We start from the raw sequence: 23,942 nt of genomic DNA, 5'->3' as shown, positions 1-23,942 counted from the left end.
GTCCGACGGCACCGTCGTACGCCGCCGTGCCCATCTTCATCGGGGGTGACCCATCCATGCACGGATACGGACAGCTCGCTGCTACGGGCACGAGCCTGACCATTGGCAGCATCGTGCTCGACCAGACGTGGCTCATCGCCGCCGCGTTGGGACTGGTAGTGCTGGGCGCCCTGCTCGTCCGGCTGGGGTTCCGCCGCGGCAAGGGACCGGGAGAGATCTGACCATGCAGCAGATACCGTCCGCCGCCTATGCGTCCCGCACACGTCTCGTCGTTGTCGCGACTCTGCCCCTGCTGGGTTTTGTGGGCTGGGGCATCTACCACACCTTCGCTGTGCTGGCCGCCTTCCACGGCCACGGCAACCACCTCGCCCTGGCCTGGGCGATCAGCTTCCTGCTCCTGTGGTGGGTTCCGCTGGCCTGGAAGGAGAAGCCGTACACCGCAACTCCGCGCCAGCAGAAGCAACTCGACAGTCTCACCGTGACCGTCCAGGTGCCGGTCTACAACGAAGACGAGGCCGCCCTGAGGCTCTGCCTGCAGAGCCTGTTCGACCAGTCCCGCCTTCCCGACCGGATCCAGTGGTGGACGACGGCTCCATCGACAAGAGAACCGGAGGAGCGATCACCTACGACTCAGTCCGCAGCTGGTTCACCGATCGTGCCCGGGCACAAGGCATCGAAGCCACCTGGACCCGCACGGTCAACCGAGGCAAGCGCCACGCGCAGATGGAAGTCCTCGCCACTGATCCAGCCGACGTCTTCATCACTCTCGATAGCGACTCGGTCCTCGACCGTCGGGCCATTCACGAAGGGCTCAAACCGTTCGCGGACCCGAAGGTGAAGTCCGTGGCCGGCATGGTCGTCGTGCTCAACAGCAGGGACAACCTGCTCACCTTCATGACCAGCATGCTGTACCTGCCCTTCACCCGCGGCTTCCGCTCAGCGCAGTCGGTCCTCAAACGCGTCATGGTCAACTCCGGCACCCTCGCGTTCTACCGCGGCGAAGTCATCCGCAAGTACGCCGACGCCTATCCGAACGAAACGTTCCGGGGCCGGCCGATGCAGATGAACGACGACTCGCTGATGACGCTGTACGGCCTCCTCGACGGAGACACCGTCCACCAGCCCAGCTCCATCTGCTTCACCCTCGTACCCGTCACCGTGCGCCACTACCTCAACCAGCAGTTCCGCTGGATGCGCGGCACCTTCGTCCGCACCTTCTGGTGGTTCCGCTACCTGCCCATCACCAGCGTCGCCTGGTGGATGCCCGTCATGGAAGTCGCGCAGCTCATCCTCTCCGTCGCCATCCCCGTGGCCCTACTGACCGACCCGGCACAACGCCAGAACCTGGCCGCGCTCTTGATCTCGACCACTCTCGTCGGACTCGGCGTAAACTGGATCATCGCCCTCAGGTTCTTCTGCATCGACCGCTCAGACGAATCCGCCTGGTTCCGCGCCGCCCTGTTCCTCACCGCACCCATCACGGGCATCTGGCGCCTGCTCATCCTGCGCCCGATGTACTTCTACGCGATGTTCACGTGCTGGAAGATCGGCAAATGGGGGACTCGCGACACCGTGGAAGTCGGCGTGGCGTAGACCTCCGAGCAACGAGCCCCCACCCCATGTCGGGGGGTGGGGGCTCGTTCGTTGCCTGATCGGGCGCGGAAAGGCCGCCACGTCGACGCACGGCTGTACACGCAGCGCTCACCAAAAGAGAAGGGGGCAACCACCGGCCTGCGCGCAAGGCTCACGCGGAGACTCTCAGACCCACTCCACCTCTGAGTGGATGCCCGTGATGCCTTCAGGCCCCGGCAGAGGCGTTCGTGGTGTCGCTGGCTTCCCAGGCCGCTGCCCGCTGGAAGCACCTACGACGGACAGCGCCGCAGCCACCTCCTCTTCACTCATCCCCGTCACTGCCTCCATCACCCGATTGAGTGTCTCGCTCACGTCAGTGCGGGTGACTACTCGGAGCCGGCGTCGGACCCGCGTTCTTGACCGTCAGAGGCAGGAGCTTCTTACCGGTCGGGCCGATTTGTATGGCCGTGTCCATCTGCGGGCAGACGCCGCAGTCGAAGCACGGGGTCCAGCGGCAGTCCTCGACCTCCGTCTCGTCGAGGGAGTCCTGCCAGTCCTCCCAGAGCCAGTCCTTGTCCAGGCCGGAGTCGAGGTGGTCCCAGGGCAGGACCTCCTCGTAGGTGCGCTCGCGGGTGGTGTACCAGTCGACGTCCACGCCGAAGGGGGCGAGGGCCTTGTCGGCGCAGGCCATCCAGCGGTCGTAGGAGAAGTGCTCGCGCCAGCCGTCGAAGCGGCCGCCGTCGTCGTAGACCGCGCGGATGACGGCGCCGATGCGGCGGTCGCCGCGGGAGAGGAGGCCCTCGACGATGCCGGGCTTGCCGTCGTGGTAGCGGAAGCCGATCGAGCGGCCGTACTTCTTGTCGCCGCGGATCTTGTCGCGGAGCTTGGCCAGACGGGCGTCCGTCTCCTCGGCCGAGAGCTGCGGGGCCCACTGGAAGGGGGTGTGGGGCTTGGGCACGAAGCCGCCGATGGAGACCGTGCAGCGGATGTCGTTCGAGCCCGAGACCTCGCGGCCCTTCTGGATGACGTGCGTCGCCATGTCGGCGATCTGCAGCACGTCGTCGTCGGTCTCCGTGGGCAGACCGCACATGAAGTACAGCTTCACCTGGCGCCAGCCGTTGCCGTAGGCCGTGGCGACCGTACGGATCAGGTCCTCCTCGGAGACCATCTTGTTGATGACCTTGCGCATGCGCTCCGAGCCGCCCTCGGGGGCGAAGGTCAGGCCGGAACGGCGGCCGTTGCGGGTCAGCTCGTTGGCCAGGTCGACGTTGAAGGCGTCGACGCGGGTGGAGGGCAGGGAGAGGCCGATCTTGTCTTCCGCGTAGCGGTCGGCGAGGCCCTTGGCGATGTCGCCGATCTCCGAGTGGTCCGCGGAGGACAGGGAGAGCAGCCCGACCTCCTCGAAGCCGGTCGCCTTCAGGCCCTTGTCGACCATCTCGCCGATGCCCGTGATGGAGCGCTCGCGCACCGGGCGGGTGATCATTCCGGCCTGGCAGAAGCGGCAGCCCCGGGTGCAGCCGCGGAAGATCTCCACGGACATGCGCTCGTGGACCGTCTCGGCGAGGGGGACGAGGGGCTGCTTGGGGTACGGCCACTCGTCCAGGTCCATGACCGTGTGCTTGGAGACGCGCCACGGGACGCCCGACTTGTTGGGCACCACGCGGGCGATACGGCCGTCGGAGAGGTATTCGACGTCGTAGAACGCCGGGATGTAGACGGCGCCGGTCTTCGCGAGGCGGAAGAGGACCTCCTCGCGGCCTCCCGGGCGGCCCTCGGCCTTCCACTCGCGGATGATCCGGGTCATGTCCAGGACGGCCTGCTCGCCGTCGCCGATCACGGCCGCGTCGATGAAGTCGGCGATCGGCTCCGGGTTGAAGGCGGCGTGGCCGCCGGCCAGGACGATCGGGTCGTCGATCGTGCGGTCCTTGGACTCCAGCGGGATGCCGGCCAGTTCGAGTGCGGTGAGCATGTTCGTGTAGCCCAGCTCCGTGGAGAAGCTGAGGCCGAACACGTCGAACGCCTTCACCGGGCGGTGGCTGTCGACCGTGAACTGCGGGACGGCGTGCTCACGCATCAGCGCCTCCAGGTCCGGCCACACGCTGTAGGTGCGCTCGGCGAGGACGCCCTCCTGCTCGTTGAGGACCTCGTAGAGGATCATGACGCCCTGGTTGGGGAGCCCGACCTCGTAGGCGTCCGGGTACATGAGCGCCCAGCGGACGTCGCACTCGTTCCACGGCTTGACCGTGGAATTGAGCTCTCCGCCGACATACTGGATGGGCTTCTGCACATGCGGGAGCAGTGCTTCGAGCTGCGGGAACACCGACTCGGCGGCTTCGGCAGGCATCTCGCGAACCTTCGTGAGCTGACAGGGGTGACCATTCAGCGTAACCCGGCCGGAGGCCCTCCCCCGAACGCTCAGACCGAGGCCCCCGAGCCGATCTCCTTCCACAGGGCCGGGAGCCTGGTCTCCGCCTCTGTTGCGCGTCGCTCCTCACGCCCGTACAGCACGCCGTAGGCGAACGTGTTCTCGCCCGCCGCGTGGGCCACTGCCGACAGCTCGCGCAGGGTGCGGCGGGCCATGACGCTGTCCTGGTGGTCGCCCAGGAGGGTGGTCAGGGACTTCATGGAGGCGGTGAGGGAGCGGGCGGAGGAGCCGAGGGCGGGGGTGGCGGCCTCGGCCGCGTAGCGGGTGCGCTTGGCCTTCTTGCGGGCCTCGTGCAGGGCGAGGTCGCGGTCCGTGCCGGGTGGGAGGGCCAGGGCCTGCTCCACCAGGGCCGAGAGCCGGTCGAGGTCCCGGTTCACGGCCTTGGTGAGGACTTTGTCCGGTTTCCTGCCGGCCGCCTTGCGCAGGGGCGGGTCGGCGAGGAGCGCGTCGAGGGTGTCGAGGAGGGTGAGGTAGCGGCGGGAGTCGAGGACGCCGGTGAGGTGGCCGTGGGTGCCGGAGCGCCGGGTCCGCGCCCAGGTGGCGAGCCGGTCCTGGACGGGGCCGGTGACCAGGGCGGGCGGGAGGGCGTCCAGGGCGGCCGTCAGGCGTTCGGTCAGGACTTCCTGGTCGCGGTCGATGCCCAGCTCGCCGGCGAGCCACTTCAGCTCGGCGCCGACGGGGTCGGTGGCGGCGCGGTCGAGGACCGGGCGGAAGGTGCGCAGGGTGCTGCGGGCGCGGCGGGTGGCGACGCGCATGCGGTGCACGGAGTCGGGCACGTCCCGGCGGACGGCGGGGTCGAGGGCGATCAGCGCGTCCCGCTGGGTGCGCAGGTAGGCGAGGACGTGGTCGCCGGCGGTGGTGGGTTTCGACGGCTTGGGCTTCCTGCGGCGGCGGCCGGCGGTCTGTTCCAGGGCGCGGGCCAGTTTGGAGGGTGAGGTCGAGGGGCGGACGCCGGCTCGGCGGAGGCGTTTGTCCACCTGGTCGAGGAAGGCGGGGTCGCCGCCGTCGGCCAGTTCCACCTCGATCTCGGTCCACTGGGCGGCGCCGCCCTTGCCGGTGAGCCGCTCGGCGGTCACGCCGTCGATGCTGGCCTCGGCCAGCAGGGCGCCGTCGGCGTCGACCAGGTGGCGTACGTCGCGGGCGGAGCGCAGCCGGACCAGGGGGATCAGCTCGGCGTCGCGGACGCGGGAGCGGACGAGGGCGGCGATCTCCTCGGGGACGGTGTCGGCGAGCGGGGCCCGGATCTCGTCCCGGACTCCGGGGGCGACCGGGAACTTCAGGTGCCAGCCGGCGTCCGCGCCTCCGGTGCGGCGGCGCAGGGTGAGGGAGGCGGCCGCCAGGCGTTCGTCGGCGGTGTCGTAGTAGGTGGCGTCGAGTTCGACCAGGCCCTTGTCGAGGACGGCCGCCACGCCGCCGACGCCGGTCAGGTCGGGCAGCCCGCTCTCGTCGGATTCGTACTTGCGCTCGATCTCGCGTTTCGCATCCGCCATGAACCGAATCTAGTGGGAGGCGGGCCGGTGCGGCAGAGGTCATCCCGGGTGAATGGCGGGAAACCCCCCGTCATCCACCCGGTGAACGCCCCTCACGCCGACAGCGGCCGCTGCACCTTGATCGACTGCAGGAGGCCGATGGCCACCCACACCGCGAACATCGAGGAGCCTCCGTACGAGACGAACGGCAGCGGAAGGCCCGTGACCGGCATGATGCCGAGGGTCATGCCGATGTTCTCGAACGACTGGAAGGCGAACCAGGCGACGATCCCGGCGGCGACGATCGTCCCGTACAGCTCGGTCGAGTCGCGCGCTATGCGGCAGGCGCGCCACAGGACGACGCCGAGCAGGAAGATGATCAGGCCGGCGCCGACGAAGCCCAGTTCCTCCCCCGCGACCGTGAAGACGAAGTCCGTCTGCTGCTCGGGCACGAACTGTCCGGTGGTCTGCGAGCCGTGGAAGAGTCCCGCTCCGGTGAGGCCGCCGGAACCGATGGCGATGCGGGCCTGGTTGGTGTTGTAGCCGACGCCCGCCGGGTCCAGGCTGGGGTTGGCGAAGGCCGCGAAGCGGTTGATCTGGTACTGGTCCAGGATGTGCAGCTGCCAGATCGCGACGCAGCCGATCACGCCGGCGGTGAGCAGGCCGAAGATCCAGCGGTTGGAGGCGCCGGAGGCGAGCAGTACGCCGAGGACGATGGCGACCATGGCCAGTACGGAGCCGAGGTCGGGCATGAGCAGCAGGATGAGGACCGGTACGGCGGCCAGGCCCAGGGACTGCAGCACCGTCCGGTGGTCGGGGTACGGCTTGTCGCCGGCGTCGACCCGCGCGGCCAGCAGCATCGCCATGCCCAGGATGATCGTCACCTTGAGGAACTCGGCGGGCTGGAGCGAGAAGCCTCCGATGACGAGCCAGTTGCGCTGGCCGTTGATCGTGGCGCCGAGCGGGGTGAGGACCACCAGGGCCAGCAGGACCGACAGGCCGTAGAGCATCGGCACGGCGTTGCGCAGGGCGCGGTGGCCGAGCCAGACGGTGGCCATCATCAGGGCGAGCCCGATGCCGAGGTTGATCAGGTGCCGTTCCAGGAAGAAGTACGGGTCGCCCTGGTTGATCTCGGTGCGGTTGCGGGTCGCCGAGAACACGAGCAGCGAGCCCAGCAGGGACAGCGCGATGGCCGCGAGCAGTATCGGCCAGTCGAGCCGCCGGGTCATCGAGTCGCGGGCGAAGAGCCGGGTCCAGCCGGCCCGCCGGGGGCCATACCCGGAGACGGAGAAGCTGTTCACGCCGGTCATGAGGGCATCCTCCGGCTTCCCCTCGTGCGGTTCTTCCGTGCCCGCCTTCGGGTGTCGCGGTTGCCCGTGGTGGGCGAGGGCGAGGTGGCGGGCTGCTGGTCGGTGCCGTTGCTGGGGTTGTTCTTCTGGAGGGCCTCCGCGTCCTTCGCGGGGTCGCCGGAGACGTTCGGGGCGGCGATGGTGCCGTCCGTGCGGACCTTCGGCAGGCCCTTCTGCGGTTCGGGCAGCAGTGCCTTCTTGTTGTCGACGGAGCCGTCGCCCTGGACGCCGTAGAGCGCGCTGTAGATGTTGCGCACGGCCTCACCGGAGGCTCCGGAACCCGTACCGGCCTGGGCGATCGTCATGATCACCGTGTAGTCCTTGGAGTAGGTGGCCAGCCAGGACGTGGTCTGCTTGCCGTAGACCTCCGCGGTACCGGTCTTGCCGTGCAGCGGGATCTTGTTCTGCGGCCAGCCGCCGAACTTCCAGGCGGCGGTACCGCGGGTGATGACGCCCGCGAAGGCGTCGTCCATGCCCTTGAGGGTGGCCTGGGTGACCGGCAGCTTGCGCTGCACCTTGGGCTTGATCTCCTGGACGCTCTTGCCGTCGGGGCTGACGATCGCCTTGCCGATGGTCGGGACGTACTCGGTGCCGCCGTTGGCGACGGCACCGTAGATCATCGCCTCCTGGATCGGCGTGACGAGGGTGTCGCCCTGGCCGATGGAGTAGTTGATCTCGTCACCCTCGCGCATCTTGTTGCCTTCGAGGCAGTTCTCGTAGGCGATCTTCTCGACGTAGGAGCCGTCCTTCTTGCCGGTCTTGCACCAGGCGTCCTTGTTGGCCTTCCAGTAGTCGAGCTTCCACTGGCGGTCGGGGACGCGGCCGGAGACCTCGTTGGGCAGGTCGACGCCGGTCTCCTTGCCGAGGCCGAACTGGTGGGCGGTCTTGAAGAAGTGGTCCTTCGGCTGGCCCTTCTTGGGGTTGATGCCGCCGTCCCGCTTCCACTCCCGGTCGGCCAGGCCGTAGAAGACGGTGTCGCAGGAGACCTCCAGGGCGCGGCCCAGGGAGATGTCGCCGAAGTTCTCGCCCTCGAAGTTCTTGAAGACCTGGCCGCCCACCGAGTACGAGCTGGTGCACGGGTAGCCGCCGTCCCAGGCGTAGCCGGCGTTGACCGCGGCGGCCGTGGAGACCACCTTGAAGGTCGAGCCGGGGGCCGCCTGACCCTGTATGGCCCTGTTGAGCAGCGGGTAGTCGGACTCCTTGCCGGTGAGGGCCTTGTAGTCCTTGGCGGAGATGCCGCCCACCCACACGTTCGGGTCGTAGGTCGGCGCCGAGGCCATGGCGACGATCCGGCCGGTCTTGGCCTCCATGACGACGACGGCGCCGGAGTCGGCCTTGTAGTTCTCGCCGGTGATCTTGTCGTACTGCTGGCGGGCGACCTTCATCGCCTTGTCCAGCTCGTACTCCGCGACGCGCTGGACCCGGGAGTCGATGCTCGTGACCAGGTTGGAACCGGGCTCGGCCGCGTCCGACTTGGCCTTGCCGATGACCCGGCCGAGGTTGTCGACCTCGTAGCGGGTGACGCCGGCCTTGCCGCGCAACTGCTTGTCGTACTCCCGCTCCAGGCCGGAGCGGCCGACCATGTCCGAACGCAGATACGGCGAGCTGGTGTCCTTGGCCTTCTGGATCTCCTCGTCGGTGACCGGCGAGAGATAGCCGAGGACCTGCGCGGTGTTGGACTTGCCCGGGCCCGCGTAGCGGCGCACGGCCTCGGGCTCGGCGGTGATGCCGGGGAAGTCCTCGGAGCGCTCGCGGATCTGCAGGGCCTGCCTGGGGGTGGCCTCGTCGGTGATGGGGATCGGCTGGTACGGCGAGCCGTTCCAGCACGGCTGGGGCGTCTTCGCGTCGCACAGCCGGACCTTCTGCATGACGTCCCCGGGTGTCAGGCCGAGGACGCCGGCCAGCTTGGTCAGGACGGCCTTGCCGTCGTCCTTCTGCTTGAGCAGGTCGGTGCGGGAGGCGGAGACCACCAGGCGGGTCTCGTTGTCGGCGAGGGGGACGCCCCGGGCGTCCAGGATGTCGCCGCGCACGGCCGGGTCGACGACCTGCTGGACGTGGTTGCCGGACGCCTCCTTCTGGTACTCGGCGCCCTGGCGGATCTGCAGGTACCAGAGCCGGCCGCCGAGCGTGCCGAGGAGGGAGAGGACGAGGATCTGGATGACGACGAGCCTGATCTGGACCCGTGGGGTCCGGCCGGTCTCGGGGATGTTGGTCACTGCGGCTGCCTCCCCCTCTCAGTGCGTGGGCGCCGGTGTGCTCAGAGCGGGTGTGCGAACCGTCTGCGCGCGTACGAATGATGAACGATCAGCCTGTGAACCCGCGTTCCGGGCCGGCCGACACGTTCGGGTGAATGTCCGGCCGTCCGTCGGCGTGAACTCGCCGGTGCTCACAGCCGCTTGACCCCCTTGATGCGGCCGACCCGCGCCGAGCGGGTGCGGGCCTTCGCCTTCAGCGCGCCGAGGCCGCCGCGCTGGCTGCCGATGCGCAGGCCGGTGCCGGAGGAGAGCCAGCCGGAGGAGATGTCGCCCGCCTTGCCGGCCGGGCTGCTCTCGGCGAGCGGGTCGTTGTCGGCGCGGCGGGCCAGCCACATCACGGCGGGCACCACGAACGGGCCCAGCAGCAGGTCGTACAGGGCGGCCGAGAAGAGCAGCCCGGGCAGGCCGACATGGCGGGCGGCGGTGTCGCCGACCAGGGCGCCCACGCCGGCGTACAGCAGCGTGGAGCCGAGGGCGGCGGCGACCACGACGGCCATCGGGCCGGTCGCCGACCTCAGGCGGCCGGTCTCCGGCTTGATGAGCCCGGCGAAGTAGCCGGTCACGCACAGCACGAGGGCGTAGCGGCCGGCCGCGTGGTCGGCGGGCGGGGCGAGGTCGGCGAGGAGTCCAGCGCCGAAGCCGACGAGGGCGCCGCCGACATGGCCGTACACCATCGCGAGGCCCAGGACGGTGAGCAGGAGCAGGTCGGGGACGGCGCCCGGCAGGTGCAGGCGGGCGAGGACGCTCACCTGGATCACCAGGGCGACGACGACCAGCGCGGACGAGAGCAGCATCCGGTTGACACGCATGGGGATTCAGCTCCTACTGCTGCTGGTCGTCGGCGTTGGAGTTGGGGCCGGCACTGGCCGACGGGGTCACGGTGACCGTCACCGTCGGTGTCGGGACCGGCTTGGGCTTGGTCGGCAGGACCTCGTCGCGCGGGTCCTTCTTCGGGGCCTGGACGACCACGCCGACGATGTCGAGCTTGGTGAAGCTCACGTACGGGGTGACGTAGATGGTGCGGGTGAGGCCGCCGTTGGACGGGTCGACGCGGGAGACCACGCCGACCGGCACGCCCGGCACGAACGGCTTGTCGGCCTGCGAGCCGAAGGTGACGAGCCGGTCGCCCTTCTTCACCTCCGCCTTGCCGTTGAGCAGTTCCACGCGCAGCGGGCGGTCGCCCTGCCCGGAGGCGAAGCCCAGTTCGTCGCTGCCCTCCATGCGGGTGCCGACGGTGAAGTCCGGATCGTTGGCGAGCAGCACGGTGGCGGTGTTCGGGCCGACGGTGGTGACCCGGCCGACCAGGCCGTCGCCGTTGAGGACGGTCATGTCCCGCTTGATGCCGTCGTCGGCGCCGACGTCGATGGTGATGGTCCAGGAGAAGCCCTGCGCCGACCCTATGGCGATGACCTGGGCGCCCTTGATGCCGTACTGGCCCTCACCGGCGAGCTTCAGCGTCTTCTGGAGCTGGTTCAGCCGGCTGCGGTTGCGGTCGTCGCTGCCGAGCTTGGCCTTGAGGGCCGCGTTCTCCTTCTCCAGCGCGGCGAGCCGGTCGTGCCGGCCGCCGGAGTCACGGATCGCGGAGACGGCGTTGCCGACCGGGTCGACCGCCGAGGACAGCCCGTTCTCCACCGGGCCGAACACCGCGGCCGCGGCCTGCCGGGCGCCGTCGACCGGGGAGTTCCGGCCGCCACGGATGTCCACCGTGATCAACGCGAATGCGATGGCGACCAGCAGGACCAGGAGCAACCGGCTCTCTTTCGTGTCCCTCACGTGCGGCGGCCGTGCCCTTCCTCGATAGGAATTCAGGAGCCCCTGTGCGGCGTGTACCGGCGCGACACGCGCGACGCTCACCCAAGGGGCTTGTTTGCGGGAGCTTATGCCTCTATATCAACGATCCGCCGCACGAGAGGAGAACGTCTCGTACGGCGGAATCGAAAGTCGCGTCATCTGCGCGGCTGGGCGTCCAGGACCTGCTGGAGCGCCTCGAACTCCTCGACGCACTTGCCGGAGCCGAGCGCGACGCTGTCGAGCGGGTCCTCGGCGATGTGGATCGGCATCCCGGTCTCCCGGCGCAGCCGCTCGTCGAGGCCGCGCAGCAGGGCTCCGCCGCCGGTCAGAACGATTCCGCGGTCCATGATGTCGCCGGACAGCTCCGGCGGGCACTTGTCGAGGGTCGTCTTGACCGCGTCGACGATCGCGTTGACCGGTTCCTCGATCGCCTTGCGGACCTCGGCGGCCGAGATGACGACGGTCTTCGGCAGCCCGGAGACCAGGTCCCGGCCGCGGACTTCGGTGTGCTCGTCGGCGTCGAGTTCGTACGCGGAACCGATCGTGATCTTGATCTGTTCGGCCGTCCGCTCCCCCAGCAGAAGGCTGTATTCCTTCTTGATGTACTGGATGATCGCGTTGTCCAGTTCGTCACCCGCGACCCGGATGGACTGGGCGGTGACGATGCCGCCGAGCGAGATGACCGCGACCTCCGTGGTGCCGCCGCCGATGTCCACCACCATGTTGCCCGTGGCCTCGTGGACCGGCAGGCCGGAACCGATGGCGGCGGCCATGGGCTCCTCGATGATGTGCACCTGGCGGGCGCCCGCCTGGGTGGACGCCTCGATCACCGCACGGCGCTCGACACCCGTGATGCCCGAGGGCACACAGACGACGACCCGCGGACGAGCCAGGTACCGCCGCTTGTGGATCTTCAGGATGAAGTAGCGGAGCATCCGCTCGGTGATCTCGAAGTCGGCGATGACGCCGTCCTTCAGCGGACGCACGGCGACGATGTTGCCCGGCGTCCGGCCGATCATCTTCTTCGCTTCGGCGCCGACCGCGAGGATCCCACCGGTGTTGGTGTTGATCGCGACGACGGACGGCTCGTTCAGGACGATCCCGCGACCCCTGACGTACACCAGCGTGTTGGCGGTCCCGAGGTCGACAGCCATGTCACGGCCGATGAACGACATTGAGTTCCCCATCCGGATTCATCTGGCCTTCCTGAGCTTTTGAGGGCATGTCAGGACGGCGAGGCGGGTGCTGTGACGTGAAGGCTTCCATCGTAAACGCGCCTGCACGAACACTGCGCGAGGGTCTCCGCCATTGTCACCAGATGGCGGGCCGCCTCGCTTGTGGAGACGGGCGTTCGGGGGCGCTCGTTCCCTCGATCGCCGGTACTCATGCAGGCGAAATCAGGTCCGGGTGCCGGTCACGCGGGCGCGCCGGACCCCGGACCGCCGGCTGCGCCGGGCGTCACCCGCGGCCGGGGAAGAAAATCTTCACCTCGCGCTCGGCGGACTCCTCGGAGTCGGAGGCGTGGATCAGGTTCTCGCGGACGATCACGCCGTAGTCACCGCGGATGGAGCCGGGCGCGGCGGCGATCGGGTCGGTCGGGCCGGCCAGCTGGCGCACGCCCTCGATGACCCGCTCGCCCTCGACGATCAGCGCGACGACCGGGCCGGAGGCCATGAACTCCACCAGCGGCTCGTAGAACGGCTTGCCGACGTGCTCGGCGTAGTGCTGCTCCAGCGTGGCGCGGTCCAGGGTGCGCAGTTCCAGCGCGGTGATCTGCCAGCCGGCCTTGCGCTCGATACGGCCGATGATCTCGCCGGTCAGGCCGCGCCGGACGGCGTCGGGCTTGAGCAGGACGAGGGTGCGCTGGGTCACGGGAGGACTCCTTCTGAGGGGCGTCTGCGATGGTGGGACGAGGTTACAAGAGCCCGCTCTGTCCTCGTCACGCAGCGTCAGGTGTGGAGGAGGCGGAGTCGGCCTGCGCGGCGAATCTGGCCTTCGCCTCGTCCACCTTCCTCCCGAAGTGCACCGACGCCCACCACAGCGCCGCGAACACCGCACCCATGAAGTACATGGTGGGGACGAAGACGCCGGAGGCGATCAGCGCGAGCTGCAGGGCCCAGCCGAGGGCCACGCCGCCCGGCCGGGTCACCATGCCGCACAGCAGCACGCACAGCAGCATGGCGATGCCGCTGACCAGCCACACCGTCGACGTGGACAGGTCGGGGTCCTTCATGGCGACGAGCCCGGCGAAGCCGATGATGAAGAACTCGCCGATCAGCGTCGATGCACAGAGCGTACGCATGGTGGCTCCTCAGCCCCTTCCCAGCAGCAGCCGGGCCTCGCCGACCGTGATGACGGAGCCGGTGACCAGGACGCCACCGCCCGCGTACTCGCCCTCCTCCTCGGCCAGCGTGATCGCGGCCTCCAGAGCGTCCGGCAGCCGCGGCTCGACCTGCACGCGCTCCTCGCCGAACACCTCGACGGCGATCGCGGCCAGCTCGTCCGCGTCCATGGCGCGATGGCTGGAGTTCTGGGTGACGACGACCTCGGCGAAGAGCGGCTCGAAGGCCTCCAGCAGCCCGCGCACGTTCTTGTCGCCGCTCGCGCCGACCACGCCGATCAGCCGGCTGAAGTCGAACGCCTCCCCCACGGCCTCCGCGGTGGCCACCGCGCCCGCCGGGTTGTGCGCCGCGTCCAGCACGATCGTGGGAGAGCGCCGTACGACCTCCAGGCGGCCCGGCGAGGACACGGCGGCGAAGGCCTTGCGGACGGTGTCGATGTCCAGCGACTCCGCGCGCTGTGCGCCGACGCCGAAGAACGCCTCGACGGCGGCGAGGGCCACGGCCGCGTTGTGCGCCTGGTAGGGGCCGTGCAGCGGGAGGTACACCTCGGGGTACTCGCCGCCCAGGCCGCGCAGGGTGAGCAGCTGTCCGCCGACGGCGACCTGCCGGGCGACGACGCCGAACTCCAGCCCCTCCCGGGCCACGGTGGCGTCCACCTCGACGGCCTTCTTCAGCAGCACCTGCGCCGCGTCGACCGGCTGCTGGGCCAGGATGACCGTCGCGTCCTGCTTGATGATGCCGCTCTTCTCGCCGGCGATCTCCGCGGGCGTCTCACCGAGGCGGTCGGTGTGGTCCAGGGCGATGGGCGTGACGACCGCGACGTCGCCGTCGATCACGTTCGTCGCGTCCCAGGAGCCGCCCATGCCGACCTCGACGACGGCGACGTCCACCGGTGCGTCCGCGAAGGCCGCGTACGCCATGCCCGTGAGCACCTCGAAGAAGGACAGCCGGTACTCCTGCCGCGCGTCGACCATCTCCACGTACGGCTTGACGTCCTGGTACGTCTCGATGAACCGCTCGGCGGAGATCGGGGCGCCGTCCAGGCTGATCCGCTCGGTGATCGACTGCACGTGGGGGCTGGTGTAGCGGCCGGTGCGCAGCTCGAAGGCGCCGAGCAGGGCCTCGACCATGCGGGCGGTGGAGGTCTTGCCGTTGGTGCCCGTGATGTGGATCGAGGGGTACGACCGCTGCGGCTCGCCGAGGACGTCCATCAGCGCGGAGATACGGCTGACGGAGGGCTCCAGCTTGGTCTCGCCCCAGCGGGTGGCCAGTTCGGCCTCGACCTCGCGCAGAGCCTTGTCGACCTCCGGGTCCTCGGGCCTGGCCGGTACGTCGGCCTGCGGCGGGCCCCCCTGGGTGCGCAGGGTGCGGCTGCCGGCCTCGATCACCGCGAGGTCGGGGTCGCGGGTGGTCTCGGCGTCGACGATGTCGTCGAAGCCGTCGAGGGGGTCGGGCTGGTCGTTCTCGTGCGGGAGGTCGCTCACAGGGTCAGTCTACGGACCGGCGGTGACAAAGGGTGCGGTGGCTTGGAGCGCCCGCCGAAGGCGGTGGCGGGACGCCGGGCGGGGGCGGGACGCCGGGCGGAGGCGGGACGCCGAGCGGGGGCGGGACGCCGGGCGGAGGCGGGACGCCGAAGGCCCCCGGTGTCGCGAACGCACCGGGGGCCTTCGGCCATGTGGAACGGCTACGCCTGCGGCAGGCGGTCCAGCTGGGCGGTGAGGCGGGCGATGTCCTCGTCGGCCTTGGCCAGGCGCGTGCGGATCTTGTCCACCACGTTGTCCGGGGCCTTGGCGAGGAAGGCCTCGTTGCCGAGCTTGGCCGTGGCCTGGGCCTTCTCCTTCTCGGCGGCGGCCAGGTCCTTCGCGAGGCGCTTGCGCTCGGCCGCCACGTCGATCGTGCCGGACAGGTCGAGCGCGACCTCGGCACCGGCGACCGGGAGGGTGGCCGTGGCCGTGAAGGAGTCGCCCTCCGGCTGGAGGCGGAGCAGGTTGCGGATGGCCGCCTCGTGCGGGGCCAGCGCCGTACCGTCCAGGGTCAGCCGGGCCGGGACCCGCTGGCCGGGCTGGAGGCCCTGGTCGGCGCGGAAGCGGCGGACCTCGGTGATGACGGACTGGAGGGTCTCGATCTCCCGCTCGGCGGCCTCGTCGCGGAAGCCGCCCGGTGCGTCGGCACCAGGAACGGACACCGGCTTCGGCCACTCGGCGACGACGACCGACTCGCCGCCCGTCAGCGTCGTCCACAGGGTGTCCGTGACGAACGGGACCACCGGGTGGAGCAGCTTGAGGGTGACGTCGAGGACCTCGCCGAGGACGCGCTTGCTGACCTCGGCCGGCTCGCCGCCCGCCTGGAAGACGGTCTTGGACAGCTCGACGTACCAGTCGAAGACCTCGTCCCAGGCGAAGTGGTAGAGGGCGTCGCTGAGCTTCGCGAACTGGAAGTCCTCGTAGAACGCGTCGACTTCGGCGACGGTCTCGTTGAGGCGGGACAGGATCCACCGGTCGGTCGCGGACAGCTGCTCCCGGTCGGGCAGCGGGCCCTCGACCGTCGCGCCGTTCATCAGCGCGAAGCGGGTCGCGTTCCAGATCTTGTTGGCGAAGTTCCGGGACGCCTGGACCCAGTCCTCGCCGATCGGCACGTCGGTGCCGGGGTTGGCGCCACGGGCCAGGGTGAAGCGGACGGCGTCGGAGCCGTACTTGTCCATCCAGTCCAGCGGGTCGACGACGTTGCCGAAGGACTTCGACATCTTCTTGCCGCGCTCGTCGCGGACCAGGCCGGTCAGGGCGATGGTCTTGAAGGGGACCTCGCCGTCCATGGCGTACAGGCCGAACATCATCATCCGGGCGACCCAGAAGAAGATGATGTCGTGGCCGGTGAGCAGGACGTCGGTCGAGTAGAACTTGCGCAGGTCCTCGGTCTGTTCGGGCCAGCCGAGCGTGGAGAACGGCCACAGGCCGGAGGAGAACCAGGTGTCGAGGACGTCGGTGTCCTGGTGCCAGCCCTCGCCGGCCGGCGGCTGCTCGTCCGGTCCGACGCAGACGACCTCGCCGTCCGGGCCGTACCAGACCGGGATGCGGTGACCCCACCACAGCTGACGCGAGATGCACCAGTCGTGCATGTTGTCGACCCAGTCGAAGTACCGCTTCGACATGTCCTCGGGGTGGATCTTGACCCGGCCGTCGCGGACGGCGTCACCGGCGGCCTTGGCCAGCGGGCCGACCTTGACCCACCACTGCATCGACAGACGCGGCTCGATGGTGGTCTTGCACCGGGAGCAGTGGCCGACGCTGTGGACGTACGGCCGCTTCTCGGCGACGATCCGGCCCTGGGAGCGCAGCGCCGCGACGATGGCGCTGCGCGCCTCGAAGCGGTCGAGGCCCTGGAAGGGGCCGTGCGCGGTGATGACGCCGCGCTCGTCCATGACCGTGATGGACTCCAGGCCGTGGCGCTGGCCGATCGCGAAGTCGTTCGGGTCGTGGGCCGGGGTGACCTTGACGGCGCCGGTGCCGAACTCGGGGTCGACGTGGGTGTCGGCGACGACGGGGATGCTGCGGTCGGTCAGCGGCAGCTTGATCCGCTTGCCGACCAGGTGCCGGTAGCGCTCGTCGTCGGGGTGGACGGCGACGGCGGTGTCACCGAGCATCGTCTCGGCGCGGGTGGTGGCGACGACGAGGGTCTCGTCTCCCTGGCCGTACTTGATGGAGACGAGCTCGCCGTCGTCCTCCTGGTACTCCACCTCGATGTCGGAGATGGCGGTCAGACAGCGCGGGCACCAGTTGATGATGCGCTCGGCGCGGTAGATCAGCTCGTCGTCGTAGAGCTTCTTGAAGATGGTCTGGACGGCCTTCGACAGGCCCTCGTCCATGGTGAAGCGCTCGCGCGACCAGTCGACGCCGTCGCCGAGGCGGCGCATCTGGCCGAGGATCTTGCCGCCATACTCCTCCTTCCACTGCCAGACGCGCTCGACGAACTCCTCACGGCCCAGGTCGTGGCGGGACTTGCCCTCTTCGGCGAGCTGCTGCTCGACCTTGTTCTGGGTGGCGATGCCGGCGTGGTCCATGCCGGGCAGCCACAGCGCCTCGTGGCCCTGCATGCGCTTGCGGCGCGTGAGGGCGTCCATGAGCGTGTGCTGGAAGGCGTGGCCCAGGTGGAGCGAGCCGGTGACGTTCGGCGGCGGGATGACGATCGTGTACGCCGGCTTGTCGCTCTTGGCGTCCGCCTCGAAGTAACCGCGCTCTACCCAGCGCTCGTACAGCGGCCCCTCTACATCGGCCGGCGCGTACTGGGTCGGCAGTTCGGAGTCGGGCGCGGGTGGCTGCTGCTGAGCGTTCTCGGTCACGGGGGTCAGTTTAGAGGTGTCACGGGGCGGTCCCGAAACGCGTTTGTTGTGTAACGGTGCGGCCCCCGGTGCCGTGCGGTTTCCGGGCCTGGTCCAGGATGTCAGGAACACATAAGCGTCCTAGGGGGAACCCAGAAATGAGCAACAACCAGCCGGGCCCGTACGGCCAGCAGCCCCAGCAGCCGGGTCCCTACGGCCAGCCGGGGCAGCCGGGTCCGTACGGCCAGCCGGGGCCCTACGGCCAGCCGGGCCAACCGGGCCAGCCGGGCCCGTACGGCCAGCCGCCGCAGGCCCCGCAGCCCGGCTACGGCTACCCCCAGCAGGCGCCCGCGACCCCGCCGCAGGGCTACGGCTACCCGCAGCAGGGCGTGCCGCCCCAGCCGGGCCCGTACGGCCAGCAGACCTACGGCATGCCGCAGGCGCCGGCCCCGGCCGGGGGCAAGAAGAAGACGGGCCTGATCATCGGCGCGGTGGCCGTGGTGGCGGCCGTGGCGGTCGCGGTGTACTTCGTGGTCGGCGCGGGCGGCGGCGGGGGCGGCGTCGCGAACGACGGCCCGCACAAGCTGACGACTCCGGCGACCGTGCTGACGGAGTACAAGCGGGACTCGAGCAAGAGCGACACGATGACGTCGAGCGATCTCAAGGACGCCGAGAAGTGGGGCGTGCACAACCCGAAGGACGTCAGCGCGCAGTACAAGTCCGGGGACGCCTCCAACCCGCTGGGTCAGAAGATGATCGAGTTCGGCGGTGTCTACGGGACGATCGACGACCCCGAGAAGGCCGTCGACGCGATGTTCGCGTACATGAAGGACCAGAGCACCAAGGACACCACCGACAAGTACAGCCTTGTGGGTGAGCCCAAGGAGTACAAGCCGGCCTCGCTCGACGGTGCGGTTCTCAAGTGCCAGCAGGCCAAGGGTGCGAACACCGACAGCACCGGGCCCAAGGAGATGACGTTCGACTTCTGCATCTGGGGTGACCACAGCACCCTCGGCATGGTCATGCCGATGGACATCGCCACCCTCGCCTCGGGCCGGGCCAGCGACCCGGCGGCGGACGCCGAACTGACGGCCAAGTTCCGCAACGAGGTCCGCGTCAAGGCCTGACGTACGAGGGGTGCCCGGCGGTCTCCCGGCCGGGCACCCTCCGGTCGATCCGAGCGCCTCGCCTCCGGCATGCCGACGGGCAGGCACCCCACCCGGGGTGCCTGCCCGTCCGTGCGGAGATGGTCAGGCCGTCTTCTGCTCTCCCGAGCCCCTGCCCCGGGCGTCCCGGGGGATCAGGGTCGGGTTGACGTTGGAGAGGACCACGTCGGCGGTGATGACCACGCGGGCCACGTCCTTGCGGGACGGGACCTCGTACATCACGCCCTGGAGGACCTCCTCCATGATGGCGCGCAGGCCGCGGGCGCCGGTCTGGCGGAGGATGGCCTGGTCGGCGATGGCCTCCAGCGCCTCGCGCTCGAAGTCCAGCTCCACGCCGTCGAGTTCGAAGAGGCGCTGGTACTGCTTGACGAGCGCGTTGCGGGGCTCCACCAGGATCTTCAGGAGCGCCTCGCGGTCGAGGTTGTGGACCGAGGTGATCACCGGCAGGCGGCCGATGAACTCGGGGATCATGCCGAACTTGACCAGGTCCTCCGGCATGACGTCCTCGAAGACGTCCTTGGACTCCAGCTCGCGCTTGGAGAGGATCGTGGCGCCGAAGCCGATGCCCTTGGCGCCGGCGCGGGCCTCGATGATCTTCTCCAGGCCGGCGAAGGCACCGCCCACGATGAACAGGACGTTCGTCGTGTCGATCTGGATGAACTCCTGGTGCGGGTGCTTGCGGCCGCCCTGGGGCGGGACCGAGGCCGTGGTGCCCTCGAGGATCTTCAGCAGCGCCTGCTGGACGCCCTCGCCCGACACGTCACGGGTGATCGACGGGTTCTCGCTCTTGCGGGCCACCTTGTCGATCTCGTCGATGTAGATGATCCCCGTCTCGGCCTTCTTGACGTCGTAGTCCGCCGCCTGGATCAGCTTCAGGAGGATGTTCTCGACGTCCTCGCCGACGTAGCCCGCCTCCGTGAGCGCCGTCGCGTCGGCGATCGCGAACGGGACGTTCAGCATGCGCGCCAGCGTCTGCGCGAGGAGGGTCTTGCCGGAGCCCGTGGGGCCCAGCAGGAGGATGTTGGACTTCGCCAGCTCGATGGCGTCGTCACGGCCGCCCGGGCCGCCGTTCTCGCCCGCCTGGACCCGCTTGTAGTGGTTGTACACCGCGACGGAGAGGGCCTTCTTGGCGGCCTCCTGGCCGACCACGTAGCCCTCGAGGAACTCGTAGATCTCGCGGGGCTTGGGAAGCTCCTCCCAGCGCACCTCGCTGGTCTCCGCGAGCTCCTCCTCGATGATCTCGTTGCAGAGATCGATGCATTCGTCGCAGATGTACACACCGGGCCCTGCGATGAGCTTCTTGACCTGCTTCTGGCTCTTGCCACAGAACGAGCACTTGAGCAGATCGCCGCCGTCACCGATGCGTGCCACGGTGTGCTTCCCCTTCGCCTGGGAGACGCCTGGACACTGAGATCCAGCGGCTCCTGGTGCTGCCTTATGTCCGACGGTACCTTGCCGGGCCCGGTGTTCGGGCCCCCCTTGGCAGGGTTCACTTTGACGTGTGCCCTGCCAAGGGGGGCGGAAAATGAGTGCTCCGCCTCAGCGGACCGAGGCGTTGTTCAGCTTGCGGGTGGAGATGATCTGGTCGACGAGGCCGTACTCCAGCGCCTCCTCGGCCGTGAGGATCTTGTCGCGCTCGATGTCCTCGCGGATCTTCTCGAGCGGCTGGTTCGAGTGCTTCGCCAGCATGTCCTCCAGCTGCTCACGCATCCGGGTGAACTCCTTGGCGATGATCTCCAGGTCGGAGAGCTGACCGCGGCCGGTGGAGCCCGCCGGCTGGTGGATCAGGACGCGCGAGTTCGGCAGCGCCATGCGCTTGCCCGGCGTACCGGCGGCGAGCAGGATGGCCGCGGCGGAGGCCGCCTGGCCCATGCAGACCGTCTGGATGTCGGGCTTCACGAACTGCATGGTGTCGTAGATCGCCGTGAGGGCGGTCATGTCGCCACCGGGGCTGTTGATGTAGATCGAGATGTCTCGGTCCGGGTCCATCGACTCCAGGCACAGCAGCTGCGCCATCACGTCGTTGGCGGAGGCGTCGTCGATCTGGACGCCCAGGAAGATCACGCGCTCCTCGAAGAGCTTCGCGTACGGGTCGTACTCGCGGATGCCCTGGGAGGTGCGCTCGACGAAGCGCGGGATGACGTAGCGGCTGTCGGGGCGGGGCCCTTCGTACATGCCGCTGGCGGCGCCGGGGAAGTTGCTCATGGGGTGTTCACCGTCCTGGTGGCGTTCTGGGGGCTTGGGTCTCGGCGGTGCGTGGCGCGGTCTGGCCGGTCAGGCACCGGTGCCGCCGCCGCCCGGAACACCCGAGGCGTGCGTGATGATCTCGTCAATGAGACCGTACTCCTTGGCCTCTTCCGGGGTGAACCAGCGGTCGCGGTCACCGTCGCGGATGATCGCCTCGACCGTCTGGCCGGAGTGCTGCGCGGTCAGCTCGGACATGCGCTTCTTGGTGCGCAGCAGGTACTCGGCCTGGATCTTGATGTCCGAGACCGTACCGCCGAGGCCCGCGGAGCCCTGGTGCATCATGATGTCGGCGTGCGGCAGGGCGAACCGCTTGCCGGCCGTGCCGCCGGTGAGCAGGAACTGGCCCATCGAGGCGGCCATGCCCATGGCGATGGTGACCACGTCGTTCGGGATGTACTGCATGGTGTCGTAGATCGCCATGCCGGCCGTCACGGAGCCACCGGGGCTGTTGATGTAGAGGTAGATGTCCTTGTCCGGATCGGCGGCAAGGAGCAGCAGCTGTGCGGTGATCTTGTTGGCGATGTCGTCGTCAACCTGCTGGCCGAGGAAGATGATCCGCTCGCCGAGCAGCCGGTTGTAGACCTGGTCGCCGAGGCCACCACCGATGGAAGGCTCGCCGGCGGCGGAGGGCATCAGATTCGTCACGTATCCACCTGCTCGTCTTACGACGGCGCCGGGCCGTCTCACGTCGTCCTGCCGGAGGCTTGGCGGGGGTTTCAGGAGACTCCCCTGCCCCCGTATTCATGGACCCTAACGCTCAGGCCGCTTCAGGGAATCCCGGGAATGGGGGTGTTCGCCGGGGGCGTAGCGCTCCGCGGCGGACCGGGTGCGGTTCGTGGGGGGTGCGGTCGCCCTCGGGGCGCGGGCGGGCCGCGGCCCGGCGCGCCCACGCGGCGGAGCCGCACGGGGGTACGGTCCCGCGCTCCCGGCCCGGCCGGCCGCCCCGGTACGGCGACGGGCCCCGGGGAAAGTCCCCAGGGCCCGCCGTACGTGCCTTACAGGCGCCGTGGGGCCGCTCAGCCCTCGGCGTTCTCCTCGGAGGTCTCCGACGCCTCGGCGGCCTCGGTCTCCTCCTCCTCGTCGTCCAGGTCGACGATCTCGCCGTTGGTGTCCTTCACCGTGGCGGCCTCGACCACGACGGCCAGGGCCTTGCCGCGGGCGACCTCACCGACGAGCAGCGGCACCTGGCCACCCTCGACGACGGCCTGGGCGAACTGGTCGGGGGACATGCCGGAGGAGGCCGCACGCCGCATGAGGTGCTCGGTGAGCTCCTCCTGGTTGACGTTCAGCTGCTCCTTCTTGACCAGCTCGTCGAGGACGAACTGGGTCTTGATGCCCTTGACCGCGGCCTCGCGGGTCTCGGTCTCGAACTCCTCGGCGGTCTTGCCCTGGATCTCCAGGTACTTGTCGAGGGTGAGGCCCATCTGGCCGAGCTGGTGGTGCTCCAGGTTGTGCTTGCGAGTGTTGATCTCGTCCTCGAGCAGCTTCTCGGGGACCGGGACCTCGACCAGCTCGAGGAGCTTCTCCAGGACGCGCTCCTGGGCCTGGGTGGCCTGGTCGAACTGCTTCATGTTGGCCAGACGCTTGCGGCTGTCGGCCTTCAGCTCGTCCAGGGTGTCGAACTCGGAGGCGAGCTGCGCGAACTCGTCGTCCAGCTCGGGCAGTTCACGCTTGGCGACCTGGGTGACCTTGACGGTGACCTCGGCCTCCTTGCCGGCGGCGGAGCCACCCTTCAGCTCGGAGGTGAAGGTGCCCTCCTCGTCGGCGGACAGGCCCTTGACAGCGTCGTCGATGCCGTCGAGGAGCTCACCGGAGCCGATGGTGTAGGAGACGCCGCTCGCGATGCCGTCCTCGAGGACCTCGCCGTCGACCTTGGCCTCGAGGTCGATGGTGACGACGTCGCCGTCCTCGGCGGCACGCTCCACCGGGGAGGTGGAGGCGAAGCGCTCGCGCAGCTGCTCGACCGACTTCTCGATGTCCTCGTCGGTGACCTCGACGGCGTCGACCTCGACCTCGATGCCGGAGTAGTCCGGGATCTCCAGGGCCGGGCGGACGTCGACCTCGGCGGTGAAGTTCAGCGTCTCGCCGTCCTTCAGCTCGGTGATGTCGACCTCGGGCTGGCCCAGCGGGCTCAGCTCGGCCTGGTTGACCGCCTCGGTGTAGAACTTCGGAAGCGCGTCGTTGACCGCCTCCTCCAGGACCGCACCGCGGCCGAACCGCTGGTCGATGACGCGGGCCGGGATCTTGCCCTTGCGGAAGCCCTTCACCGTGACCTGCTGGTTGATCTTGCTGTACGCCGCGTCGAGGCTGTCCTTGAGCTCCTCGAAGGGCACCTCGACAGTGAGCCGAACCCGGGTCGGGTTCAGGGTCTCCACGGCGCTCTTCACGGTTCGGTCTCCTTGTGGCTGACTTCTTGGTTTCTGCCGGAGCCAGACTGGTCCGGCGGATGTTGCCGCCCGGAGGAGTTCGTAGGCCGAGTGGGCCGGGACACACGGGCGCGCAGCTTGCATAGTAACCGCAGCCGGTCAGCGCCCCAAAAGGCGATCACCACGGCGCGGTGTCACGGTGCCGTGAGCCTGGGCCGTGAGCCGGTGGTCGGGGTGGCGGGATTTGAACCCACGGCCTTCCGCTCCCAAAGCGGACGCGCTACCAAGCTGCGCCACACCCCGTCTGGTGCGACACGTAGGGTACATGCCCCGGCCGACCGCGTCGGCCGTATTCTCGAGGGCGGCACGCGGGACGGCCCGGCGGTCAACTCGTTGGCCTCGGCGGCGGCCGACCCGCTACGATGCGTGCAGTGCCGCGGTCGTCGACCTGCGGCGCCGTGTTGCGGGCGTAGCTCAATGGTAGAGCCCTAGTCTTCCAAACTAGCTACGCGGGTTCGATTCCCGTCGCCCGCTCCAGTACGGCTCAGGCCCAGGTGAGAGGGTGTTTACCCCCTCCCTGGGCCTGAGTCGTCCGCGGCCGGATCCGATCATCACCGCTCATCGCTCCTCTCCGCCCCTCTCCGC

Annotated in this window: 18 protein-coding genes and 2 tRNA genes; 4 read left to right on the top strand and 16 right to left on the bottom strand. The window is 69.3% G+C overall.

From position 1 onward, the window contains the following. Positions 1 to 56 precede the first annotated feature (56 nt). Together AB0N17_RS28265 and AB0N17_RS28260 are read left to right on the top strand one after the other, a co-directional pair. Complete coding sequence (locus AB0N17_RS28265) at positions 57 to 221, top strand: hypothetical protein (RefSeq protein WP_366014339.1); 165 nt, start codon at positions 57 to 59, stop codon at positions 219 to 221. 358 nt (positions 222 to 579) lie between these two features. Next, entirely contained in the window at positions 580 to 1,593 is a 1,014-nt protein-coding gene (locus AB0N17_RS28260; RefSeq protein ID WP_366014338.1) for a glycosyltransferase family 2 protein, read from the top strand. Between the two features lie 352 nt (positions 1,594 to 1,945). Here AB0N17_RS28260 and AB0N17_RS28255 read toward each other — a convergent pair whose 3' ends face one another. The 11 genes from AB0N17_RS28255 to AB0N17_RS28205 all read right to left on the bottom strand — a co-directional run bounded on the left by AB0N17_RS28255 (position 1,946) and on the right by AB0N17_RS28205 (position 17,539). Then, complete coding sequence (locus AB0N17_RS28255; protein WP_366014337.1) at positions 1,946 to 3,916, bottom strand: TIGR03960 family B12-binding radical SAM protein; 1,971 nt, start codon at positions 3,914 to 3,916, stop codon at positions 1,946 to 1,948. Between the two features lie 71 nt (positions 3,917 to 3,987). Further along, a complete protein-coding gene (locus tag AB0N17_RS28250; RefSeq protein ID WP_366014336.1) occupies positions 3,988 to 5,487 on the bottom strand; it encodes a CYTH and CHAD domain-containing protein in 1,500 nt (499 codons plus the stop codon). 92 nt (positions 5,488 to 5,579) lie between these two features. Next, on the bottom strand, positions 5,580 to 6,776 hold the full coding sequence (gene rodA, locus AB0N17_RS28245) for a rod shape-determining protein RodA (protein ID WP_366014335.1): 1,197 nt from the start codon (positions 6,774 to 6,776) through the stop codon (positions 5,580 to 5,582). After that, entirely contained in the window at positions 6,773 to 9,031 is a 2,259-nt protein-coding gene (gene mrdA / locus AB0N17_RS28240) for a penicillin-binding protein 2 (RefSeq protein WP_366014334.1), read from the bottom strand. Before mrdA ends, rodA begins: the two co-directional genes overlap by 4 nt. 170 nt (positions 9,032 to 9,201) lie before the next feature. Beyond that, positions 9,202 to 9,879 (bottom strand): rod shape-determining protein MreD, encoded by a 678-nt coding sequence (mreD, locus tag AB0N17_RS28235; protein WP_366014333.1) that lies wholly within the window; start codon positions 9,877 to 9,879, stop codon positions 9,202 to 9,204. 13 nt (positions 9,880 to 9,892) lie between these two features. Then, positions 9,893 to 10,843, bottom strand: coding sequence for a rod shape-determining protein MreC (mreC, locus tag AB0N17_RS28230; protein WP_366014332.1), 951 nt, complete (start codon positions 10,841 to 10,843; stop codon positions 9,893 to 9,895). Between the two features lie 173 nt (positions 10,844 to 11,016). Continuing rightward, a complete protein-coding gene (locus AB0N17_RS28225) occupies positions 11,017 to 12,036 on the bottom strand; it encodes a rod shape-determining protein (protein WP_366014331.1) in 1,020 nt (339 codons plus the stop codon). Positions 12,037 to 12,319: 283 nt separating this feature from the next. After that, positions 12,320 to 12,733 (bottom strand): nucleoside-diphosphate kinase, encoded by a 414-nt coding sequence (gene ndk / locus AB0N17_RS28220; RefSeq protein ID WP_366014330.1) that lies wholly within the window; start codon positions 12,731 to 12,733, stop codon positions 12,320 to 12,322. 67 nt (positions 12,734 to 12,800) lie between these two features. Beyond that, a complete protein-coding gene (locus AB0N17_RS28215) occupies positions 12,801 to 13,163 on the bottom strand; it encodes a DUF4233 domain-containing protein (RefSeq protein ID WP_366014329.1) in 363 nt (120 codons plus the stop codon). A 9-nt stretch (positions 13,164 to 13,172) separates the two neighbouring features. Beyond that, positions 13,173 to 14,687 carry a folylpolyglutamate synthase/dihydrofolate synthase family protein gene (locus tag AB0N17_RS28210; RefSeq protein WP_366014328.1) on the bottom strand — a complete coding sequence of 505 codons (1,515 nt, stop codon included), beginning with the start codon at positions 14,685 to 14,687 and terminating at the stop codon, positions 13,173 to 13,175. A gap of 200 nt (positions 14,688 to 14,887) precedes the next feature. Continuing rightward, positions 14,888 to 17,539 (bottom strand): valine--tRNA ligase, encoded by a 2,652-nt coding sequence (locus AB0N17_RS28205; RefSeq protein ID WP_366014327.1) that lies wholly within the window; start codon positions 17,537 to 17,539, stop codon positions 14,888 to 14,890. A 137-nt stretch (positions 17,540 to 17,676) separates the two neighbouring features. Between AB0N17_RS28205 and AB0N17_RS28200 the strand changes: the two genes are divergently transcribed. Then, on the top strand, positions 17,677 to 18,645 hold the full coding sequence (locus tag AB0N17_RS28200; protein WP_366014325.1) for a hypothetical protein: 969 nt from the start codon (positions 17,677 to 17,679) through the stop codon (positions 18,643 to 18,645). Between the two features lie 123 nt (positions 18,646 to 18,768). On the opposite strand, the gene clpX is transcribed toward AB0N17_RS28200, so the two are convergent. From clpX to AB0N17_RS28175, 5 genes are all read right to left on the bottom strand, one after another. After that, a complete protein-coding gene (gene clpX, locus AB0N17_RS28195; RefSeq protein WP_366014324.1) occupies positions 18,769 to 20,055 on the bottom strand; it encodes an ATP-dependent Clp protease ATP-binding subunit ClpX in 1,287 nt (428 codons plus the stop codon). Positions 20,056 to 20,223: 168 nt separating this feature from the next. After that, positions 20,224 to 20,889 carry an ATP-dependent Clp protease proteolytic subunit gene (locus AB0N17_RS28190; RefSeq protein WP_366014323.1) on the bottom strand — a complete coding sequence of 222 codons (666 nt, stop codon included), beginning with the start codon at positions 20,887 to 20,889 and terminating at the stop codon, positions 20,224 to 20,226. A gap of 69 nt (positions 20,890 to 20,958) precedes the next feature. Continuing rightward, positions 20,959 to 21,564 carry an ATP-dependent Clp protease proteolytic subunit gene (locus AB0N17_RS28185; RefSeq protein ID WP_201816080.1) on the bottom strand — a complete coding sequence of 202 codons (606 nt, stop codon included), beginning with the start codon at positions 21,562 to 21,564 and terminating at the stop codon, positions 20,959 to 20,961. 383 nt (positions 21,565 to 21,947) lie between these two features. Then, positions 21,948 to 23,318, bottom strand: coding sequence for a trigger factor (tig, locus tag AB0N17_RS28180; RefSeq protein WP_366014322.1), 1,371 nt, complete (start codon positions 23,316 to 23,318; stop codon positions 21,948 to 21,950). 205 nt (positions 23,319 to 23,523) lie between these two features. Continuing rightward, positions 23,524 to 23,600: transfer RNA gene (locus AB0N17_RS28175), tRNA-Pro, on the bottom strand. Positions 23,601 to 23,760: 160 nt separating this feature from the next. Between AB0N17_RS28175 and AB0N17_RS28170 the strand changes: the two genes are divergently transcribed. Then, positions 23,761 to 23,834: transfer RNA gene (locus AB0N17_RS28170), tRNA-Gly, on the top strand. Positions 23,835 to 23,942: the final 108 nt, after the last annotated feature.

Source organism: Streptomyces sp. NPDC051133, from assembly GCF_040682635.1.
Lineage (GTDB): Bacteria > Actinomycetota > Actinomycetes > Streptomycetales > Streptomycetaceae > Streptomyces.
Note: the sequence above shows the minus strand (reverse complement) of the source record. Positions and strands in the feature narration are given on the sequence as shown.

Bases quoted from the DNA above. Each gene is read 5' to 3' on its own strand.
- AB0N17_RS28265 (WP_366014339.1), top strand. From the start codon at position 57: ATGCACGGATACGGACAGCTCGCTGCTACGGGCACGAGCCTGACCATT.
- AB0N17_RS28255 (WP_366014337.1), bottom strand. From the start codon at position 3,916: ATGCCTGCCGAAGCCGCCGAGTCGGTGTTCCCGCAGCTCGAAGCACTG.
- AB0N17_RS28250 (WP_366014336.1), bottom strand. From the start codon at position 5,487: ATGGCGGATGCGAAACGCGAGATCGAGCGCAAGTACGAATCCGACGAG.
- rodA (WP_366014335.1), bottom strand. From the start codon at position 6,776: ATGACCGGCGTGAACAGCTTCTCCGTCTCCGGGTATGGCCCCCGGCGG.
- mreD (WP_366014333.1), bottom strand. From the start codon at position 9,879: ATGCGTGTCAACCGGATGCTGCTCTCGTCCGCGCTGGTCGTCGTCGCC.
- AB0N17_RS28225 (WP_366014331.1), bottom strand. From the start codon at position 12,036: ATGTCGTTCATCGGCCGTGACATGGCTGTCGACCTCGGGACCGCCAAC.
- AB0N17_RS28215 (WP_366014329.1), bottom strand. From the start codon at position 13,163: ATGCGTACGCTCTGTGCATCGACGCTGATCGGCGAGTTCTTCATCATC.
- AB0N17_RS28200 (WP_366014325.1), top strand. From the start codon at position 17,677: ATGAGCAACAACCAGCCGGGCCCGTACGGCCAGCAGCCCCAGCAGCCG.
- AB0N17_RS28190 (WP_366014323.1), bottom strand. From the start codon at position 20,889: ATGAGCAACTTCCCCGGCGCCGCCAGCGGCATGTACGAAGGGCCCCGC.
- AB0N17_RS28185 (WP_201816080.1), bottom strand. From the start codon at position 21,564: ATGCCCTCCGCCGCCGGCGAGCCTTCCATCGGTGGTGGCCTCGGCGAC.